Annotated in this window: 14 protein-coding genes and 1 other RNA gene; 5 read left to right on the plus strand and 10 right to left on the minus strand. The window is 63.2% G+C overall.

Going from position 1 to position 17,337, the window contains the following annotated elements; genetic code table 11:
• Positions 1-243: 243 nt before the first annotated feature.
• Together rnpB and M8523_RS24330 are read right to left on the minus strand one after the other, a co-directional pair.
• Positions 244-663, minus strand: an RNA gene (rnpB, locus tag M8523_RS24325) — RNase P RNA component class A.
• A gap of 81 nt (positions 664-744) precedes the next feature.
• On the minus strand, positions 745-1,854 hold the full coding sequence (locus M8523_RS24330) for an anhydro-N-acetylmuramic acid kinase (protein ID WP_282587501.1): 1,110 nt from the start codon (positions 1,852-1,854) through the stop codon (positions 745-747).
• A gap of 150 nt (positions 1,855-2,004) precedes the next feature.
• Here M8523_RS24330 and tyrS point away from each other — a divergent pair, with 150 nt between their 5' ends.
• Positions 2,005-3,279 (plus strand): tyrosine--tRNA ligase, encoded by a 1,275-nt coding sequence (gene tyrS / locus M8523_RS24335; RefSeq protein ID WP_282587502.1) that lies wholly within the window; start codon positions 2,005-2,007, stop codon positions 3,277-3,279.
• Positions 3,280-3,301: 22 nt separating this feature from the next.
• On the opposite strand, the gene copD is transcribed toward tyrS, so the two are convergent.
• The 7 genes from copD to M8523_RS24370 form a co-directional block, all read right to left on the minus strand.
• Positions 3,302-4,189 carry a copper homeostasis membrane protein CopD gene (copD, locus tag M8523_RS24340; RefSeq protein WP_282587503.1) on the minus strand — a complete coding sequence of 296 codons (888 nt, stop codon included), beginning with the start codon at positions 4,187-4,189 and terminating at the stop codon, positions 3,302-3,304.
• Positions 4,190-4,330: 141 nt separating this feature from the next.
• A complete protein-coding gene (gene trmFO / locus M8523_RS24345) occupies positions 4,331-5,728 on the minus strand; it encodes a methylenetetrahydrofolate--tRNA-(uracil(54)-C(5))-methyltransferase (FADH(2)-oxidizing) TrmFO (RefSeq protein WP_282587504.1) in 1,398 nt (465 codons plus the stop codon).
• A 128-nt stretch (positions 5,729-5,856) separates the two neighbouring features.
• Positions 5,857-6,009, minus strand: a complete 153-nt coding sequence (locus tag M8523_RS24350; protein WP_282587505.1) for a DUF1127 domain-containing protein — start codon at positions 6,007-6,009, stop codon at positions 5,857-5,859.
• A gap of 538 nt (positions 6,010-6,547) precedes the next feature.
• Positions 6,548-6,943, minus strand: coding sequence for a hypothetical protein (locus M8523_RS24355; RefSeq protein ID WP_282587506.1), 396 nt, complete (start codon positions 6,941-6,943; stop codon positions 6,548-6,550).
• Between the two features lie 348 nt (positions 6,944-7,291).
• Positions 7,292-10,273, minus strand: coding sequence for an excinuclease ABC subunit UvrA (gene uvrA / locus M8523_RS24360; RefSeq protein WP_282587507.1), 2,982 nt, complete (start codon positions 10,271-10,273; stop codon positions 7,292-7,294).
• A gap of 133 nt (positions 10,274-10,406) precedes the next feature.
• On the minus strand, positions 10,407-10,700 hold the full coding sequence (locus tag M8523_RS24365; RefSeq protein WP_282587508.1) for a type II toxin-antitoxin system RelE/ParE family toxin: 294 nt from the start codon (positions 10,698-10,700) through the stop codon (positions 10,407-10,409).
• Positions 10,697-10,954, minus strand: a complete 258-nt coding sequence (locus M8523_RS24370; RefSeq protein ID WP_282587509.1) for a type II toxin-antitoxin system ParD family antitoxin — start codon at positions 10,952-10,954, stop codon at positions 10,697-10,699. Before M8523_RS24370 ends, M8523_RS24365 begins: the two co-directional genes overlap by 4 nt.
• 203 nt (positions 10,955-11,157) lie before the next feature.
• On the opposite strand from M8523_RS24370, the gene ssb reads away from it, so the two are divergent.
• From ssb to coaD, 3 genes are all read left to right on the plus strand, one after another.
• Complete coding sequence (gene ssb / locus M8523_RS24375; RefSeq protein ID WP_282587510.1) at positions 11,158-11,664, plus strand: single-stranded DNA-binding protein; 507 nt, start codon at positions 11,158-11,160, stop codon at positions 11,662-11,664.
• Between the two features lie 308 nt (positions 11,665-11,972).
• Entirely contained in the window at positions 11,973-14,726 is a 2,754-nt protein-coding gene (gene gyrA, locus M8523_RS24380) for a DNA gyrase subunit A (protein WP_282587511.1), read from the plus strand.
• A complete protein-coding gene (gene coaD, locus M8523_RS24385; RefSeq protein ID WP_282587512.1) occupies positions 14,723-15,232 on the plus strand; it encodes a pantetheine-phosphate adenylyltransferase in 510 nt (169 codons plus the stop codon). Before gyrA ends, coaD begins: the two co-directional genes overlap by 4 nt.
• Here coaD and M8523_RS24390 read toward each other — a convergent pair.
• The gene (locus tag M8523_RS24390) at positions 15,216-15,818 is read right to left on the minus strand and encodes an LOG family protein (RefSeq protein ID WP_282587513.1); all 603 of its coding nucleotides are present in this window, start codon (positions 15,816-15,818) and stop codon (positions 15,216-15,218) included. The genes coaD and M8523_RS24390 overlap by 17 nt on opposite strands.
• A gap of 152 nt (positions 15,819-15,970) precedes the next feature.
• Between M8523_RS24390 and M8523_RS24395 the strand changes: the two genes are divergently transcribed.
• Positions 15,971-17,317 carry a LysM peptidoglycan-binding domain-containing protein gene (locus tag M8523_RS24395; RefSeq protein WP_282587514.1) on the plus strand — a complete coding sequence of 449 codons (1,347 nt, stop codon included), beginning with the start codon at positions 15,971-15,973 and terminating at the stop codon, positions 17,315-17,317.
• The last annotated feature ends 20 nt before the right edge of the window (positions 17,318-17,337 follow it).

Below are 17,337 nucleotides of genomic sequence, written 5' to 3' on the forward strand. Positions count from 1 at the left end.
CCGCGCCGGACGGCGCAGCAAGGAAGAAAAACCGCAGCGGTTTCCACTCAACGGGATGATTTGGGATAACATGGGCTCCCATGGGGGTCAACGAACTATGGCCGACCGGCCGGGCCGTCGAACCACCATCCCCATTGAAGCCCCGTTAAGGTTAAGAGAGTGTTTCCAGACGCAGATTTCCACCGCTCGCAGACCTGAGCGGCGGTGAGCGCGGGGGCATGGGGCCTGTTGATAACGGGAATGAGTGCCAGTCGGCCTGTAAGCCGGGTTCTGTAGGGCGGCGCGATCGTGCGGAGCACGACGCGCGCCGCGTGACGACCATTCCTCTGGGACAGCTGTTACCAGCCGCCTCAAGCAACCAACCCGGGCGACGGCTCGGATGAGCCCGGGACAGGCTTGCGCCTGGCCCTGTCGCCCCTATTCGGTTTTGCTCCCGGTGGGGCTTGCCGTGCCGCCGACGTTACCGCCGACGCGGTGCGCTCTTACCGCACCCTTTCACCCTGACCCTCGGCGCGATGCCCCGCGCAATGTGAGGCCGCCGGGGCGGTTTGCTTTCTGTGGCGCTTTCCCTGGGGTCGCCCCCGCCGGACGTTATCCGGCACCGTTCATCCGTGGAGCCCGGACTTTCCTCTGCTCGAAAGCAGCGGCCGTCCAGCCGACTGGCCTCTGCGCAATAGGGGGTGCGGGCCAGGAAGGCAACCCGCGAAGGCCACCGCTACGCGGCTCATCGTGAAGATGCGCCTGTCACGCCGCGCGGTCGGCGGGGCGGAAGACCAATCCGCCCGACAGGGGGCGCGGGACGCCGGTCGTGGTGGGGAATGTCAGCGGCAGGCCGCGCAGCGAGCGTACCGCCAGATACGCGAAGGCCTGCGCCTCGATGGCATCCGGCTGCCAGCCGAGCGCTTCGGCAGGCTGAAGCGGGCACGGAAGGGCTGTGGCCAGGGCTTGCATCATGGCGAGGTTACGGGCGCCGCCCCCGCAAACGACCGCGAGGCGGGGGACTTCCGGGAGGTGCCGCAGGCTTCGGGCGATGCTGGCGGCCGTGAAGGCCGTGAGGGTCGCGGCAGCATCGGCAGTTGACAGAGACTCGACGAGGGAGCGTGAAAACGCATTTCGGTCCAGCGATTTGGGCAGAGGCGCGTCGAAGTAGGGGTGCCGCATGAGTTGCGTGAGGACGTCTCGATCGACAGTCCCGCTCCCGGCTGCCGCACCGTCGCGATCGAAAGACTGGCCGATGCGCTCCAGCATGAGGTCGTCGATGAGGGCGTTGCCGGGCCCGGTATCGCAGGCGATCGGTTCGCCCGTAGCGGGGATGAAGGTGATGTTGCTGACGCCGCCGATGTTGATGATCAAGGCCGGCATCGAGAGTGCGGCCGCATGGACGAGCGCGCGATGGAACACGGGAACCAGTGGTGCCCCCTGGCCGCCGGCCGCCACATCGGCGGCCCGAAGATCCGCCACGACCGGAAGGCCCAAGATCTCGGCAAGACGGGCTCCGTCGCCGATCTGCACCGTTAATTGCCGTTCAGGCCGATGCAGCACCGTCTGCCCATGAAATCCCACGACATCGATCGACCGCCGGTCGATCTCGTGTACCCGCAGAAAGGCGTCGACCGCGTCGGCGTGGAGATCAGTGACGCGGCGTTCCGCGTCGGCAAGCGCGCGGGGCCGGCTCGCGCGGTCGGTCAGAGCCGTTGCGGCCGTGAGTGCGGCACGCAGGATCGTCCGGTCGCTCTCGTCGTAGGCGATCCCACCTGTCGGCCCGAAGGTGATGCGGTCTTCGCCGTCCGTGTCGAGCAACGCGATGTCGATACCGTCCATCGAGGTGCCGCTCATCAGGCCGATTGCTTTCATGACCGTGTTCCTCTCCGATTCACAGGTCCGTCGGTTGCCAGCGGCGCGCGAAAAACCTAAGCACGGCCCACCGGGCAAGATCCCCGGTCCTGCTTAACAAGTCGTCACCAGGGTCCGTCATGCGCCGGTCCACTGGCACAAGTTGATCCCATGGCCGAAGCAACCTCGAGCAAGCCCGAAACGAAATCCGACTTCCTGCGGATCATGACCGAACGGGGCTACCTGCACCAGCTGTCCGATCATGCTGGGATCGACGCTTTGGCGGCCAAGGGCGAGCTGACGACCTATGTGGGCTACGATTGCACCGCCGCCTCGTTCCATGTCGGCAATCTCCTGTCGATCATGATGCTGCACTGGTTGCAGGAGACGGGCAACAAGCCGATCGTTCTCATGGGTGGGGGCACCACCCAGGTGGGCGACCCGTCCGGCAAGGACGAGAGCCGGCAGATGCTGACTCTCGACGGCATCGAGGCCAACAAGATGAGCCTCAAACAGACCTTCTCGCGCCTGCTGCGCTTCGGCGAGGGCCCGAGCGACGCCGTGATGGTCGACAATGCCGAATGGCTGACGCCCCTGAATTATATCGCGTTCCTGCGCGATGTCGGCCGGCATTTCTCGGTCAACCGCATGTTGTCAATGGACAGCGTGAAGCTCCGGCTCGACCGCGAGCACGAATTGTCCTTCCTCGAATTCAACTACATGTGCCTGCAGGCCTATGATTTCGTGGAACTCAGCCGACGTTATGGCACGCGCCTGCAGATGGGCGGCTCCGACCAGTGGGGCAACATCGTCACCGGGATCGACCTCGGCCGCCGCATGGGCGCGCCGCAGCTTTATGCCCTCACGTGTCCGCTGATCACCACGGCTTCGGGTGCCAAGATGGGCAAGTCGGCGCAGGGCGCCATGTGGCTGAATGCCGACATGAAGCCGCCCTACGATTATTGGCAATTCTGGCGCAACACCGAGGATGCGGATGTCGGCCGCTTCCTGCGGCTCTATACATTGCTGCCGCTCGACGAGGTGGCCCGGCTCGAAGCGCTCGGCGGCGCCGAGATCAACGAGGCCAAGAAGGTGCTGGCGACCGAGGCGACCGCGATCATGCATGGCCGGGAGGCCGCCGAACGCTCCGCCATGACGGCTCAGCAGACCTTCGAGCAGGGTGTCACTTCCGCCGACCTGCCGAGCGTGACGGTATCGGCCGAGGAATGGAACGCGGGCATCGGCGTCCTCTCGGCTTTCGTGCGGGCCGGCCTGCTGGCCTCGACCGGTGAGGCGCGGCGCCAGATCAAAGGCGGCGGTTTACGGGTCAACGACGAGGTGCTTGGTGATGAGCGGCGCGTGCTGGTCGATGCCGACCGGGTCGCTGAGGGTGCCGTGAAATTGTCGCTGGGGCGCAAGAAACACGTGCTGCTTCGGGCGCCCTAAAGCGCTCGCCTCCCGGCTCCTCTCACGCAGGTTCGAGCATTCCGAAGATGCTCACGCAACCGATCGCGGCGAGCCCCAAGCCGAGGATCACGATCGTGTTTCTCCTGATGGCGTCCAACGCCTGCGGGTGACGGTTCCGTAGCATGGGAACGAGGCCGTAGCGGTTCCTGATTGCCAGAGCCGTTATGACGGCGACGAGAGCGATCTTCAAGGCCAGCATGGCCTGGTAGGTTGAAGACCAAGTCGTCGGCCAGCGCCCCAGGATGAGGGCGGTGTTGAGCATGCCCGTGGCGATGACGAGTGCGACCGCGGCATGTCCGGCGGTCGAAAAGCGCCGCAGCGCGCTATTCGCTTCAGCTTGCCAGGCGGGCTCGTCGAGAATCTTCAAAAGAAGGACGAGCGGGAGAAGCGCGCCGAGCCACGCCCCTGCGGCGAGGACATGGAGCGTGGCATTGAGCCGGTGCGCGAGACCAAGCCAGCCTTCGTGCATGGCGGCATGGCCGGTCAGCGTCAGCGTGCCCACCAGCAAACCCGAGCTCGCGGCGGTCGCAGACAAGCGAACAGGGGAAGTCCGGATCGTTGTGAGTCCCAGCAGAACAGCCGCGCCCATCGCCGCGATCCATGCAGTTCCGACGTTCGTGTCGAAGAGCACGCCGTCGATGATGGCGGGGCGGAATGCATCGCGCCATCCATCGCCAATCACGGCGGCCTCGGTCGGCAGCAAGGCGACTGTCGTCGTGATGGCGATCAGGGCTCCGACGATCCAGATCGACATGAGCCGCCGCCCGATCTCGCGCCCCAGTTTTGGTGGAACCAGCACCGCGAGATAGGCGGAGGCTCCCCAGAGCAGCAAAGCCGAGCCTTCATGCAGGAAACGGCACAGCGCCAGGACCCTCTCGGGGCCATTCACCTGGGCGCGCCGTACATTGTGCCGTCATACGCCTGGTGGTCCATCGAGCGTCCATGCCAGTTCATGACATGCGGACCCAGCTGGAAGCCGTTGGGCAGATACCCGCGAAGGGTCACAGCAGAGGCGCCAGAGCCCAAGGCATCAGGCCGACTGCGAGGCGATCCAGACGCGCAGGTCTTCCGCGGCCCGGTCTGTCAGGGCCCGCTTCTTGGCAAGCGCCTTTTCGGGGCCGCGCAGTCGGCGGCCGTCAGGTGCCTTGGGGGCGCTGGCGAGCGGCGGGAAGAGGCCGAAATTGACGTTCATCGGCTGGAACGAGGGCGGTCCCGCATCGACGACCTCGATATGGCCGCCCGTAATATGGTTGATCAGAGCCCCCAGCGCCGTTGTGACCGGCGGCATGTCGAAGCTCTGGCCGAGCCGCTCCGCGGCCGCCATCCGGCCCGCCACCAAGCCGATGGCCGCGCTCTCCACATAGCCCTCGCAGCCGGTGATCTGCCCGGCGAAGCGAAGGCGTGGCATGGCCTTCAGCCGCAATCGCGCATCGAGCACACGCGGCGAATTGAGGAACGTGTTGCGGTGAAGGCCGCCGAGGCGCGCGAATTCCGCGCCTTCCAGCCCCGGGATGGTGCGGAACACGCGGACCTGATCGGCGTGCTTCAGCTTCGTCTGAAACCCCACCATGTTGTAGAGCGTGCCCAGCGCGTTATCCTGCCGCAACTGCACGATGCCGTAGGGCTTTACACTTGGATTATGCGGGTTGGTGAGACCGACCGGCTTCATCGGGCCGAACCGGAGCGTCTCGGCGCCGCGCTCGGCCATCACTTCGACAGGCAGGCAGCCGTTGAAGTAGGGCGTGTTCTCCCAGTCCTTGAAGCTCGTCTTCTCGCCCTGCAGCAGGGCTTCGATGAAAGCGAAATACTGCTCGCGATCGAGCGGGCAATTGATGTAGTCGGCCCCCGTGCCTCCAGGGCCGGCCTTGTCGTAGCGCGACTGGAACCAGGCCTTGTCCATGTCGATCGAGTCGCGGTGAATGATGGGCGCGATGGCGTCGAAGAAGGCGAGTTCCTGCTCGCCCGTCAGTTCGGCGATGGCAACGGCCAGCCCCGGTGAGGTGAGGGGACCCGTCGCAACGATGACCTGATCCCATGACTCGGGAGGTAGGCCTTCGACCTCGCCCTGTTCCACCGTAATCAGCGGATGCCCGCGCAGGACGGCGGTCACGGCGGCCGAGAAGCCATCGCGGTCGACCGCGAGAGCGCCGCCGGCCGGCACCTGATGGCGATCCGCGGCGGCCATGATGACCGACGACAGGGCGCGCATCTCCCGATGAATGAGGCCGACCGCGTTTGTCGCGGCATCGTCGGACCGGAACGAATTGGAGCACACCAGTTCGGCGAAACCGTCGCTCTTGTGAGCCTCGGTGCGGCGCAAAGGCCGCATCTCGTGAAGCACGACAGGAACGCCCGACTCGGCGATCTGGAAGGCGGCTTCGCTTCCGGCGAGGCCAGCGCCAATGACATGGATGGGAGTAAGGGTCATCGACGGCTTGTAGCAGCACGGCGGCCGTCCTGAAACGCAAAACGCCCACCGTGGGAGGCCGGTGGGCGTCTTTGGTTTTCAGAGAGATGGAAGTCTCCCAGAAATCCTGAAAATCATAGGGCGTGAGATCAGCCCTGGAGGCTCTGACGCACGACCGTGGCGATGTCCGAGCGGCCGATGCCCAGATCGTTCAGTTCGCGATCCGACAGCCGCGACAATTCACGGACGGACTCACGAAAGCGGCGCCATGCGACATACTTGGTGGCGATTGTCTTGATCATCGAAAAACCCCGTAGTTGGCAGGGACAAGCGTCGGGCGCCGTCCCTGGACGAATGCCGTTGATGCAGTGCAATATACAGACGACTGGGAGAACGAGAACTGGGCCAGCTCCCAAGTCTGCTATGCAAAATTCGCATGTGGAAATTCTGATAATTTTAACAATTGGAGGTTTTGCGAGGATTTTGAGCAGCTTTTGATCATCATGGCGCTTATCTGTCGATTTTGAGTTGTGACAGATGCATGACCGGGCGGGCGGCTGTTATCCACTTTCATATTGCGCAGGTGCAACATTCTGGCGACGGGGCGGTGCGGTGCCGACACATTTGGGCCGGGTGAACGCGCTAGCTTCCGTTGGCCCTGCTTCTTGTTCGTTCGTTGTTACCGCAGGCTGGAACAGGATGTCTCTGCAGGAACAATCATCCCGATGATTGGGTACGGCTGTCCGGCGACCGCAAGCGGTAGGGACCCTGACGAGGTGACGAACGTCGAGTGGAACCCGGACAGGGAAAATTGACTGTGTTGGCTCCGCGTTTACGCCCTCACTTCGCCATCGGCTCGATATCCTCGCGCTCTTCTGGCACCTCCGGCATTGGTTTTACTCCCCCGGCCTCGGTGCAGTTCAACACGCAGTAGAAGCTGTCCACGATGGGGGTGTCAGATTTCGTTTCGACGTGAAAAACAGTTTTTTCGTATCGCCAAGCGTAAGTGCAAATCCACCGCCGCTTGTGGACGCAAAATTCCAGTTCGGGATAGCACCTTGGATTGCTCTCGTCGCAGATGTCCGAGCCCGGCATGACGAAGGGTCGATAGCCGCGATGCAGGAATACGTCACGGGCGTCGGCATAGAGCAGATCATGCGGGGAGTGCGAATCGATGGCTTCGGCGCCACCGCCGATCAACGGCAGTATGGCGAAAGACAAAAGTACCCTGTGCATAACGGCCTCGGTCCTCTTCGCGACTCAACCGAGCATCGGGCCGTCCGTCGTCATGCCAATCAACGTAACGTCGTGACGCTCTACGGGAGAGTGCGAGGGAAGCGTTGCAGTATTGTTCTAAGGCGATGTTGAGGGTGGAACGACAATTATGCAAAAAATGTAGTCGAATGCATCAGGGTGTCAGGGCGATGACTGTCCTGATGTGCCGGCTTCCAGTTGGCGGTTACTGGTTGTTTTAAAGGGGCAAGAGCTTCTTCTTACCTCTCGCAACTCAGCAATGCGAAGGCTGTTCGATCCGACTTCGAGTGCGCGGTATCACCTGGAATGATCGCAACGGTCGATTGGGCGTCACTCAGCGGCGGACTGCATCGGCCGCCGGTCGAGGACTTCGCGCAGGAATCGACCGGTGTGGCTGCCTTTGGCGCGGGCGATCTCTTCCGGGCTGCCACAAGCCACCACGCGTCCGCCGCCGTCGCCACCTTCCGGCCCCATATCGATGACGTAATCGGCCGTCTTGATCACTTCCAGATTGTGCTCGATCACCACGACCGTATTCCCCTGGTCGACGAGTTCGTGCAGCACTTCGAGCAGCTTGGCGACGTCGTGGAAGTGCAGGCCGGTCGTGGGTTCGTCCAGGATGTAGAGGGTGCGACCGGTCGAGCGGCGCGACAGCTCCTTCGAGAGCTTGACGCGTTGCGCCTCGCCGCCCGAGAGCGTGTTGGCCTGTTGACCCACCTTGATGTAGCCGAGGCCGACTCGCGCCAGAGTGTCCATCTTGTCTCGGATGGAAGGCACGGGACGGAACAGGTTCGCGGCTTCTTCGACAGACATGTCGAGGACGTCGGCGATCGAATGGTCGCGGTATTTGACTTCCAGGGTCTCGCGGCCGTAGCGCTTGCCCTTACAGACGTCGCAGGTGACATAGATGTCTGGCAGGAAGTGCATCTCGATCTTGATGACCCCGTCACCCTGGCAGGCTTCGCAACGGCCGCCTTTGACGTTGAACGAGAAGCGGCCGGGCTGATACCCCCGCGCCTTCGATTCGGGAAGACCCGCGAACCAGTCGCGGATCGGCGTGAAGGCACCCGTATAGGTCGCCGGGTTCGAACGCGGGGTACGACCGATCGGCGACTGGTCGATGTCGATGACTTTATCGAGGTGTTCGAGCCCGATAAGGTCGGTGAACGGCGCCGGATGTTCGATGGCCCCGTTCAGGCGCCGCGCCACAGCCTTGTAAAGCGTGTCGACCACGAGGGTCGACTTGCCGCCGCCCGAGACGCCCGTCACGCAGGTGAATGTGCCAAGCGGGATGTCGATCGACACATCCTTCAGGTTGTTGCCTCGAGCGCCGACGATCTTGAGATGTTCACCACCCTTCGCGGTGCGGCGATGGCGCGGCACGCCGACCATCTTGGCACCCGTCAAATATTGTCCTGTCAACGATTTCGGATCGGCCATGATGTGTTCGGGCGTACCGGCCGATACGATCTCGCCGCCGTGGATTCCAGCGCCCGGGCCGACGTCAACCACATAATCGGCGGCCCGGATCGCATCCTCGTCGTGTTCCACTACAATGACGCTGTTGCCGAGCCCCCGTAGACGGCGAAGCGTATCAAGTAGACGCTCGTTGTCGCGCTGGTGGAGCCCGATCGACGGTTCGTCGAGCACATAGAGCACGCCCGTGAGGCCCGAACCGATCTGCGACGCCAAGCGGATTCGCTGGCTTTCACCACCCGAGAGTGTTCCGGCAGCGCGAGAGAGAGTCAGATAATCGAGGCCGACATCGAGCAGAAAGACGAGTCGATCACGGATCTCCTTCAGGATGCGCGCCGCGATCTCGTTGCGCTTGGCATCGAGTTTTTCGGGCAACGCCTCGAACCAGGCCTTGGCGTGACGGATGGAGAGTTCGGATGCAGCCGCGATGGTCTCGCCCGCGATCTTCACCGCGAGGGCCTCAGGCTTCAGCCGTGCGCCATGGCAGGCATCACATGGCGAGGCGCCCATGAAGCGGGAGATTTCCTCCCGAGCCCATTCGCTTTCGGTCTCCTTGAACCGCCGCTCCAAGTTGCGCACGACGCCTTCGAACGGCTTCGTCACCGCGTAGGAGCGCGCGCCGTCGTTGTACGAGAAGGTGATCTCAGTCTTGCCGGTTCCGAACAGGACGGCGTCACGCAGCGCCTGGGGCAGCGATTCCCATTTGGTGTCCATGCGCGCCTTGAAGTGCTTGGCGAGCGCTTCGAGCGTCTGCTCATAATACGGGGAGGTCGACTTGGCCCAGGGCGCAACCGCGCCGCGCTTCAGGGACAATTTCGCGTCGGGCACGACGCGTTCCGGGTCGACCGTCATCTGCGATCCGAGACCGGCACAGACCGGGCAGGCGCCGAAAGGATTGTTGAAGGAAAAGAGCCGCGGCTCGATCTCGGCGATCGTGAAGCCCGAAACCGGACACGCGAACTTCGACGAGAAGGTCAGACCGGGCCCATGCCCCTCGACCGGTTCGGCGAATTCGACCTCGGCGATCCCATCCGCGAGATCGAGCGCCGTCTCGAAGCTTTCAGCCAGGCGCGTCGCGATATCAGGTCGCACCACGAGACGGTCGACCACGACCCCGATGTCGTGCTTGAGTTTCTTGTCGAGCGTCGGGGCATCGGCGATGTCGTAAAACTCGCCATCTATCTTGAGGCGCTGAAACCCGCGCTTCATGAATTCAGCGATTTCCTTGCGGTACTCGCCTTTGCGGCCCCGCACCACAGGCGCGACGAGATAGAGTCGTGTGCGATCGGGCAGGGCCAGCACCCGGTCCACCATCTGGCTCACGGTCTGGCTCTCGATCGGCAACCCGGTCGCCGGGGAATAGGGGATGCCGACCCGCGCCCACAGCAAGCGCATATAATCGTGGATCTCGGTGACCGTGCCGACCGTGGAGCGTGGATTCTTCGACGTGGTCTTCTGCTCGATCGAGATGGCCGGGGACAGGCCGTCGATTTGATCGACGTCCGGCTTGCCCATCATTTCGAGAAACTGCCGCGCATAGGCCGACAGGGATTCGACATAACGCCGCTGCCCCTCGGCATAGATCGTATCGAAGGCGAGCGACGATTTGCCCGACCCAGAGAGCCCCGTGAAGACCACGAGTTTGTCACGCGGGATCGTCAGGTCGATGTTCTTGAGGTTGTGTTCGCGTGCGCCACGAATCGTGATGGTGCGCCCCTCGAACAATCGCTCCACCGGCGTCGGTGTCGTCAGCACCCGTGTGTCCCTAGACTTCGGCGCAACAGCTTTCGAACGAGGGGGCATCGGCAAGGCAACCACGGGGAGGGAGGTATTCATTGATCATGTAGTCGGTCGGGCGCCGCCCGTCAGCCCGCATGAACGAAATGTCCGTTATAGAAAGCTAGCGATATGACGCACGGCACAGTAGAACGAAAAGAGAACGCCGGCAACCGATCCTGAATGGCGTCTGTCAGCCGAACAGGATCGGTTCGTAGTCCATCGCCCCATGCAGCACATGGATGACAATGACGCTTTCGCCTGCGATCTTGTAGAAGATGAGGTGCGTCCCGTGAACACGGCGCCGGAGGCCGTAATGTTGATAGCGCGGCACAAGAGGAAATGCGTGAGCCAGCTCAGCAAGTTCTAGGCAGCACGCACGAAGATCCTGCAAAATCTTCCTCGCACGGACTGGATCGACCTCAGCGATAAAATCACCGATCGCTTCGAGGTCGGTTTCGGTTTCCGCGGCGAGCGGAACGATCACTTAGACCTGGCGCCCAGGGCACGATATTTGGCGTCAAGCCGATCGAAAACCGCCTCCGCCGGCCTGATGCGGTCCACCGCGACGTCTGCCAGCCCTCTTGCGATTGCGAGGTCCAGTGCCGCGAGCTTGGCTTCTGGTTCCTGGATCAGGCGAACGCCTTCCCGCAGCACTTCACTTTTTGAATTGTATCGTCCTGTTTCGACCAATTTGGCCACGAAACTTTCGAGCTGCTGCCCGAGATCGGCGCTGATCATGCTTTCACGCTCAAGTTCTGTTGATGCCAGCAGGAATCATAATAGTTATCAACTCGCATGCCGTCGACCTTCCAGTTGCACGGCTGTCAGAATATGGGGACAAGGCAGCAGATAGGCACCAAAGCCGCTCGAAATGGAGTAATCGTGATCGGATGAGATCGCGGCGGCCCGGCTGCCACCACCCGGCTTGAGAGGAGTGAGCGATGGCGGGAAGCGTCAATAAGGTAATCCTGATCGGCAATCTCGGAGCCGATCCCGAAGTGCGTCGGATGCCGTCGGGCGATGCCGTGGTCAATCTTCGGCTCGCGACGACGGAAAGCTGGCGCGACAAGGCGTCGGGTGAGCGCAAGGACAAGACCGAGTGGCACCGCGTGGTGATCTTCAACGAGAACCTGGCGAAGATCGCGGAGCAATATTTGAAGAAGGGCTCCAAGGTTTACATCGAGGGGCAGCTGCAGACCCGGAAGTACACCGACAAGGATGGCGTCGAGAAGTACAATACGGAGATCGTTCTGCAGCGCTACCGCGGCGAACTGACCTTGATGGACAGCCGCAGTGGCGGCGGGGGTGACTTCGCCGGGCGTGACGAGGGCGAGAGTTTCGAGGGCGGGGGACGCGGCGGCAGCGTCGGTCGGTCCTCAGGAGGCGAGCCACGAGGCGGCGGACGCGGTTCTCTGTCCGAGACCCTCGACGACGATATCCCGTTCTGAGCCGGGAGGCTCTGGATGGCGCCAGCGTCGGCCTTCTCCTCGCGGTCGGTACCAGGGTGCTTCCGAGGGCGATGACAGAGGGTGTGAGGTCGGGGCCCCGGGCGTTTCAGCGGCGCTAGGCTTGGGCGCGGAAACACTCTAAAACTGCAGCCTGAGTCGAAACGACATGCTGAGCTGCTCGCGGTGGATCACACCATGATCGATCTTGCCTGAGGGCCTTTCGCTGCCGCTGGCTCGGCTTGAACAGGTAAAGATGCGACAGAGGCCACGGTTCGAGGGTCTCCGCATCACGGTAGAACGGACGAGCTTTGGCTGAGATCGAAAACAAGCCGGAAGGGCCGTCGGGGATCAGCCCCGTCTCCCTCGCGGATGAAATGAAGCGCAGCTACCTCGATTACGCCATGAGCGTGATCGTCAGCCGGGCGCTGCCGGATGTGCGCGACGGGTTGAAGCCGGTGCATCGCCGGATCTTCTATTCGATGAGCGAAAACGGGCATACGCCTGACCGTTCCCATGTGAAATCCGCCCGCATCGTCGGTGACGTGATGGGTAAATACCATCCGCATGGCGATAGCGCGATCTACGACGCACTCGTCCGCATGGCGCAGGACTTTTCCATGCGTCTCCCCCTCATCGACGGGCAGGGCAATTTCGGCTCGATCGACGGGGATCCGCCCGCGGCCATGCGCTACACGGAATCGCGGCTGGCGCGACCGGCTGGCGCGCTGCTCGACGACATCGACGAGGACACGGTCGACTTTCAGCCGAACTACGACGGCAAGGAAAGAGAGCCGGTCGTGCTCCCGGCACGCTTCCCGAATCTCCTGGTCAACGGCGCCGGCGGCATCGCGGTCGGCATGGCGACCAATATTCCGCCCCACAACCTCGGTGAGATCATCGATGCGGCGGTCGCCGTGCTCGACCATCCGGAGATCGACGTCGAGGCGTTGATCGAAATCGTCCCGGGTCCGGATTTCCCGACCGGGGGCTCGATCATCGGCCGAAGCGGTATTCGCTTGGCCTACAACACCGGTCGTGGCTCGATCCTGATGCGGGCCAAGGTCGAGGTCGAGCAGATGCGCCGCGAGCGCGAAGCGCTGATCGTCACCCAGATTCCCTATCAGGTGAACAAGACCAGCCTGATCGAGAAGATCGCAGAAATGGTACGCGAGAAGCGTATCGAGGGCATCTCCGAACTGCGTGACGAGTCCGACCGTGACGGCATGCGGATCGTGATCGAGCTCAAGCGCGACGCCGTCGCGGATGTCGTGCTGAACCAACTCTGGCGCTTTACGCAGCTGCAGTCGAGCTTCGGCTGCAACATGATCGCCCTCAACGGCGGCCGGCCCGAGATGCTGACGCTGCGCGACATTCTCGTCGCTTTCGTGGATTTTCGCGAAACCGTCGTGACCCGGCGCACCAAGTTCCGTCTCACCAAGGCGCGCGACGCCGCCCATGTTCAGGTCGGCCTCGCCATTGCCGTGGCGAATATCGACGAAGTGATCCGTCTGATCCGCACCTCGCCCGACACCGGCGCGGCGCGTGAAGCCCTGATGGTGCGCGCGTGGCCGGCGCGCGACATGGCGCCCCTCATCACGTTGATCGCCGATCCGCGCCATGCGCTTGCCGAGGACGGCACCTATCGTCTGTCCGAGGCGCAAGCCCGTGCCATCCTCGAATTACGCCTGGCCCGTCTGACGGCGCTGGGACGCGACGAGATCGCCGAGCAGTTGAACAAGCTGGCGGCCGAGATCGCCGATCTGCTCGACATCCTCAGTTCGCGGGTCCGCATTCACGATATCATCCGGGGTGAGCTTACGGCGATCAAGACCGCCTTCGCGACGCCGCGACGGACCGAGATCCTCGACAGCGATGCCGACCTCGACGACGAGGACCTGATCCAGCGCGAGGACATGGCCGTGACCGTGAGCCACGCCGGCTACATCAAGCGCGTGCCGCTTTCGACCTATCGGGCGCAGCGCCGCGGCGGCAAGGGCCGCTCTGCCATGCAGACGCGCGACGAGGATTTCGTGGCTCGTCTCTTCGTGGCCTCGACACATGCGCCCGTGCTGTTCTTTTCATCGCTGGGTCAGGCCTACAAGGAGAAGGTGTGGCGCCTGCCGCTGGCCGCGCCCCAGGCGCGAGGTAAGGCGCTCGTCAACCTGCTGCCGCTCGAACAAGGCGAGCGCATCACGACGATCATGCCGCTGCCCGAGGATGTGGAGAGCTGGGACAAGCTCGACGTCATGTTCGCCACCACGCGGGGGACCGTGCGGCGCAACAAGCTCAGCGATTTCGCGCAGGTGAACCGCTCCGGCAAGATCGCCATGAAGCTCGACGAGGGGGAAGGTATCGTCGATGTGCAGATCTGCTCCGAGAACGATGACGTGCTGCTGACGACGGCGCTCGGCCAATGCATCCGCTTCGCGGTCAACGACGTCCGGGTCTTCAAGGGCCGCGACTCGATGGGCGTGCGCGGGATTACCTTGGCCAAGGGGGACGCGGTGATCTCACTCGCGATCCTGCGCCATACCGAGGCGACACCGGGCGAACGCGCCGACTATTTCCGGCGGCGTCGGGCCATCGCCGGCGATATCGCCGTGGAAGAGGGGGCCGCGGAGGCGGTGGCGGAGGAGTCCTCCGAGGAGGAGGGATATGTCACGATCTCGGGCGATCGTTACATCGAGCTGGGCGCCGCCGAACAGGTGATCCTGACCCTCTCCGAAAATGGTTTCGGCAAACGGACCTCATCCTACGAGTACCGGGTGACGGGCCGGGGCGGAAAGGGCTTCGCGGCCATGGCGGTGACCAAGCGCAACGGCAATCTGATAGCCTCTTTCCCCGTGGATGATGGCGACGAGATCATGCTGGTCACCAACGGGGGCCAACTCATCCGCTGCCCCGTGGATGGAATTCGGATCGCGGGACGTAACACGCAGGGCGTGATCGTGTTCAACACGAATGAAAGCGAACGCGTGGTGTCGGTCGAGCGCATTTCGGATGTGTCCGACGCTGTCGCGCCCGATGCCGGGGGCGAGGACGAGATCCCGTCCGACTCATGAGGCGGATCGGCTTTTATCCAGGTTCGTTCGATCCTCTCACCAACGGCCATGTCGATGTCGTCGAAGCCGCAAGCGCGCTTTGTGACACGCTCGTGGTCGGCATCGGCGTGCATCACGGCAAGACGCCGATGTTCTCGGCCGAGATACGGGCGGCCTTGATTGAGGGGGAGTTCGGGCCGCGCCTCGAGGCTCGCGGGTGCCACCTGCGGGTGACGACCTTCGATACGCTGGCGGTCAATGCCGCGGCAGCCTGTGGTGCGGGAGTGATGATCCGTGGCCTGCGAGACGGCACGGACCTCGACTACGAGCTCCAACTCGCGGGCATGAACGCCGCCATGGCGCCGGCGATCCAGACGGTGCTGCTCCCCCCGACATCACTCTCGCGGCATATCACGGCAAGCCTTGTGCGGCAGATTGCCCTGCTCGGTGGCGATGTCACGCCTTTCGTTCCGCCACTCGTCGCGGTCGCTCTCGCGGAAGCGATCCGGGCTAAAGCTTTGGCGTGATTTCGAGCTGTTCCGCTCCGGCCGCTACGGTGCGCTCATGGGCCGCCAGGATCATCGGCAGGATCTGATCGGCTTTATCTGCCACCAGATAGGCGATATCGGCGTCCTGCCGCACGAAGCCGAAATCGCGCATATGTGCGAACAACCCGAGAAGAGGGTTCCAGAAGCCGGCGATATTGGCGATCAGCACGGGCTTGGTGTGCTGCGCCAACTGGACCCAGGTCATCTGTTCCACCAGTTCTTCCAGCGTGCCGATGCCGCCGGGCAGCGCCACGAACGCGTCGGCGCGCTCGAACATCAGGCGCTTGCGGGTGTGCATGTCCGGCACCACGATCATTTCCTGGGTGCCGTCGAGCATGTTTTCCCGACGCTGCAGAAAATCGGGAATGATCCCAGTGACATGACCTCCGTGCGCCAGAACCGTGCGGGCAATGGCGCCCATCAGCCCATTGTTCCCCCCGCCGTAAACGAGGCCGATGCCCTCTCGAGCCATGCAGCGTCCGAGTTCTTCCGCCGCCTTATAGAGAGCTGGTTCGAGCCCCGCACTGGAGCCACAATAGACGCAAAGTGTCTTGATGCTGGTCATACACGCTTTTCGCCCGCGTTCCCTGCCGCGGTCAAGGCACGCTCTTGGTTGGTTCTGCGATCATGGGTATTTGATATTCATATTGACTACACGCCGAGGTAGCGACCCGATCACAGATTGTTTAAGTTGCTATCCCTTAGAGGGATTGAGTGATGTTGAGCTTTGTCTCCGACCGCCGCTTTTTGGCGGCAAGTGCCGCCTTCATCACCGCAGGTATTCTCTTTTTCCTGATCTGGACCTACCCGAGTTGGCAGGACGCGATCGGCAAGCACTTTTCGTCGCAGGCGGGAAGCGCACCAATGGAGCCGGCGGTTGCGGTTGCTCCTGCAAAGAAGCCGCTAGAAGGCCCCGCCTCGATCGCGCCCGTGGACAAGGCGTCGGCCGTGCGCCCGGCCGATGCCGCCACGACGGCCTCCAAGGAGGACGCGGCAGGTGAGCAGCCGAAGTCAGATGAATTGAAACCATCCTTCGATGTCGTTCGTGTCGAACCTTCGGGTGAGAGTGTGATTGCCGCGCGCGCTGCGGCGGGGGTCACGATCGTTCTTCTTGATGGCGGTCGTCCAATCGCGAGGGCGCAGGCGGATGCGAGCGGGCAGGTCGCCTTCGTGCCGCCCACCCTAGCTCCAGGCGAGCACAACCTGATGTTGTCGGTGGGCGAACCTAACACGCCCGGTGCCCTCTCGTCGGAGAGTGTGGCCGTATCCGTGCCCGATCAGGCCAAAACGCCGCCGATGGTGGCGTTGATTTCGCCCGACCAGCCCACAAAGGTCCTGTCGGGCACCGACTCCTCCCAAGCGGCGCCTGGGGCTTCGACATCCGGGGGAGCGGCTTCGACGCCCGCCGTTTCCGTCAGCGCCATTGATGTGGAAGACTTGGGCAGCATCTATGCCTCCGGCCGGGCTGCTCCCGGAAGCCATTGCCGCATCTATCTTAACGGATCATTCGTCGCGGTCGTCACCACCGGCCAGGACGGTCTTTGGTCGCTCAAGATCAAGCGCGGCATGAAGCCGGGCCGTTATGTCGTGCGGGTCGACCAAGTCGCGTCGACGGCCGGCCAGGTCCAGGCGCGGGCCGAGGTTCCGTTCGACTATCCGTCGCGGTTAGGCACCTCCTCGTCGCTGCTGCGACCTAAATCGCGCGATGCCGCGACAGGTCGGGCTTCGGCCGTCATTGACACCGCAGCGGTCGCGCCGGCTTCCGTGTCGCCTGCATCGCAGCCAGCCGTACCGCAGGGAAGGCTCGCGTCGAACGTGAGCCAGAATGCCGGCGCCCAGAACGGCCTCACCGCCGCACCGGGACCCAGTCCGTCCGGAACGGTCGTGGCGCAGCTTGTCACCGCCAAAGTCATGCACGGCGATTCGCTTTGGCGGATCAGCCGGAAAATCCTTGGCCATGGGCAGCGCTACACACAGATCTACGCGGCCAACACATTGCAGATTCGTGATCCGCGTCTGATCTATCCGGGCCAGATTTTCGTCTTGCCGCAAAGCACCCAATGACGGAGTGCGTCGGGACTACG

The sequence above is a fragment of the Lichenifustis flavocetrariae genome, assembly GCF_026130545.1.
In the GTDB taxonomy this organism is placed as follows: Bacteria; Pseudomonadota; Alphaproteobacteria; order Rhizobiales; family Beijerinckiaceae; genus Lichenihabitans; species Lichenihabitans flavocetrariae.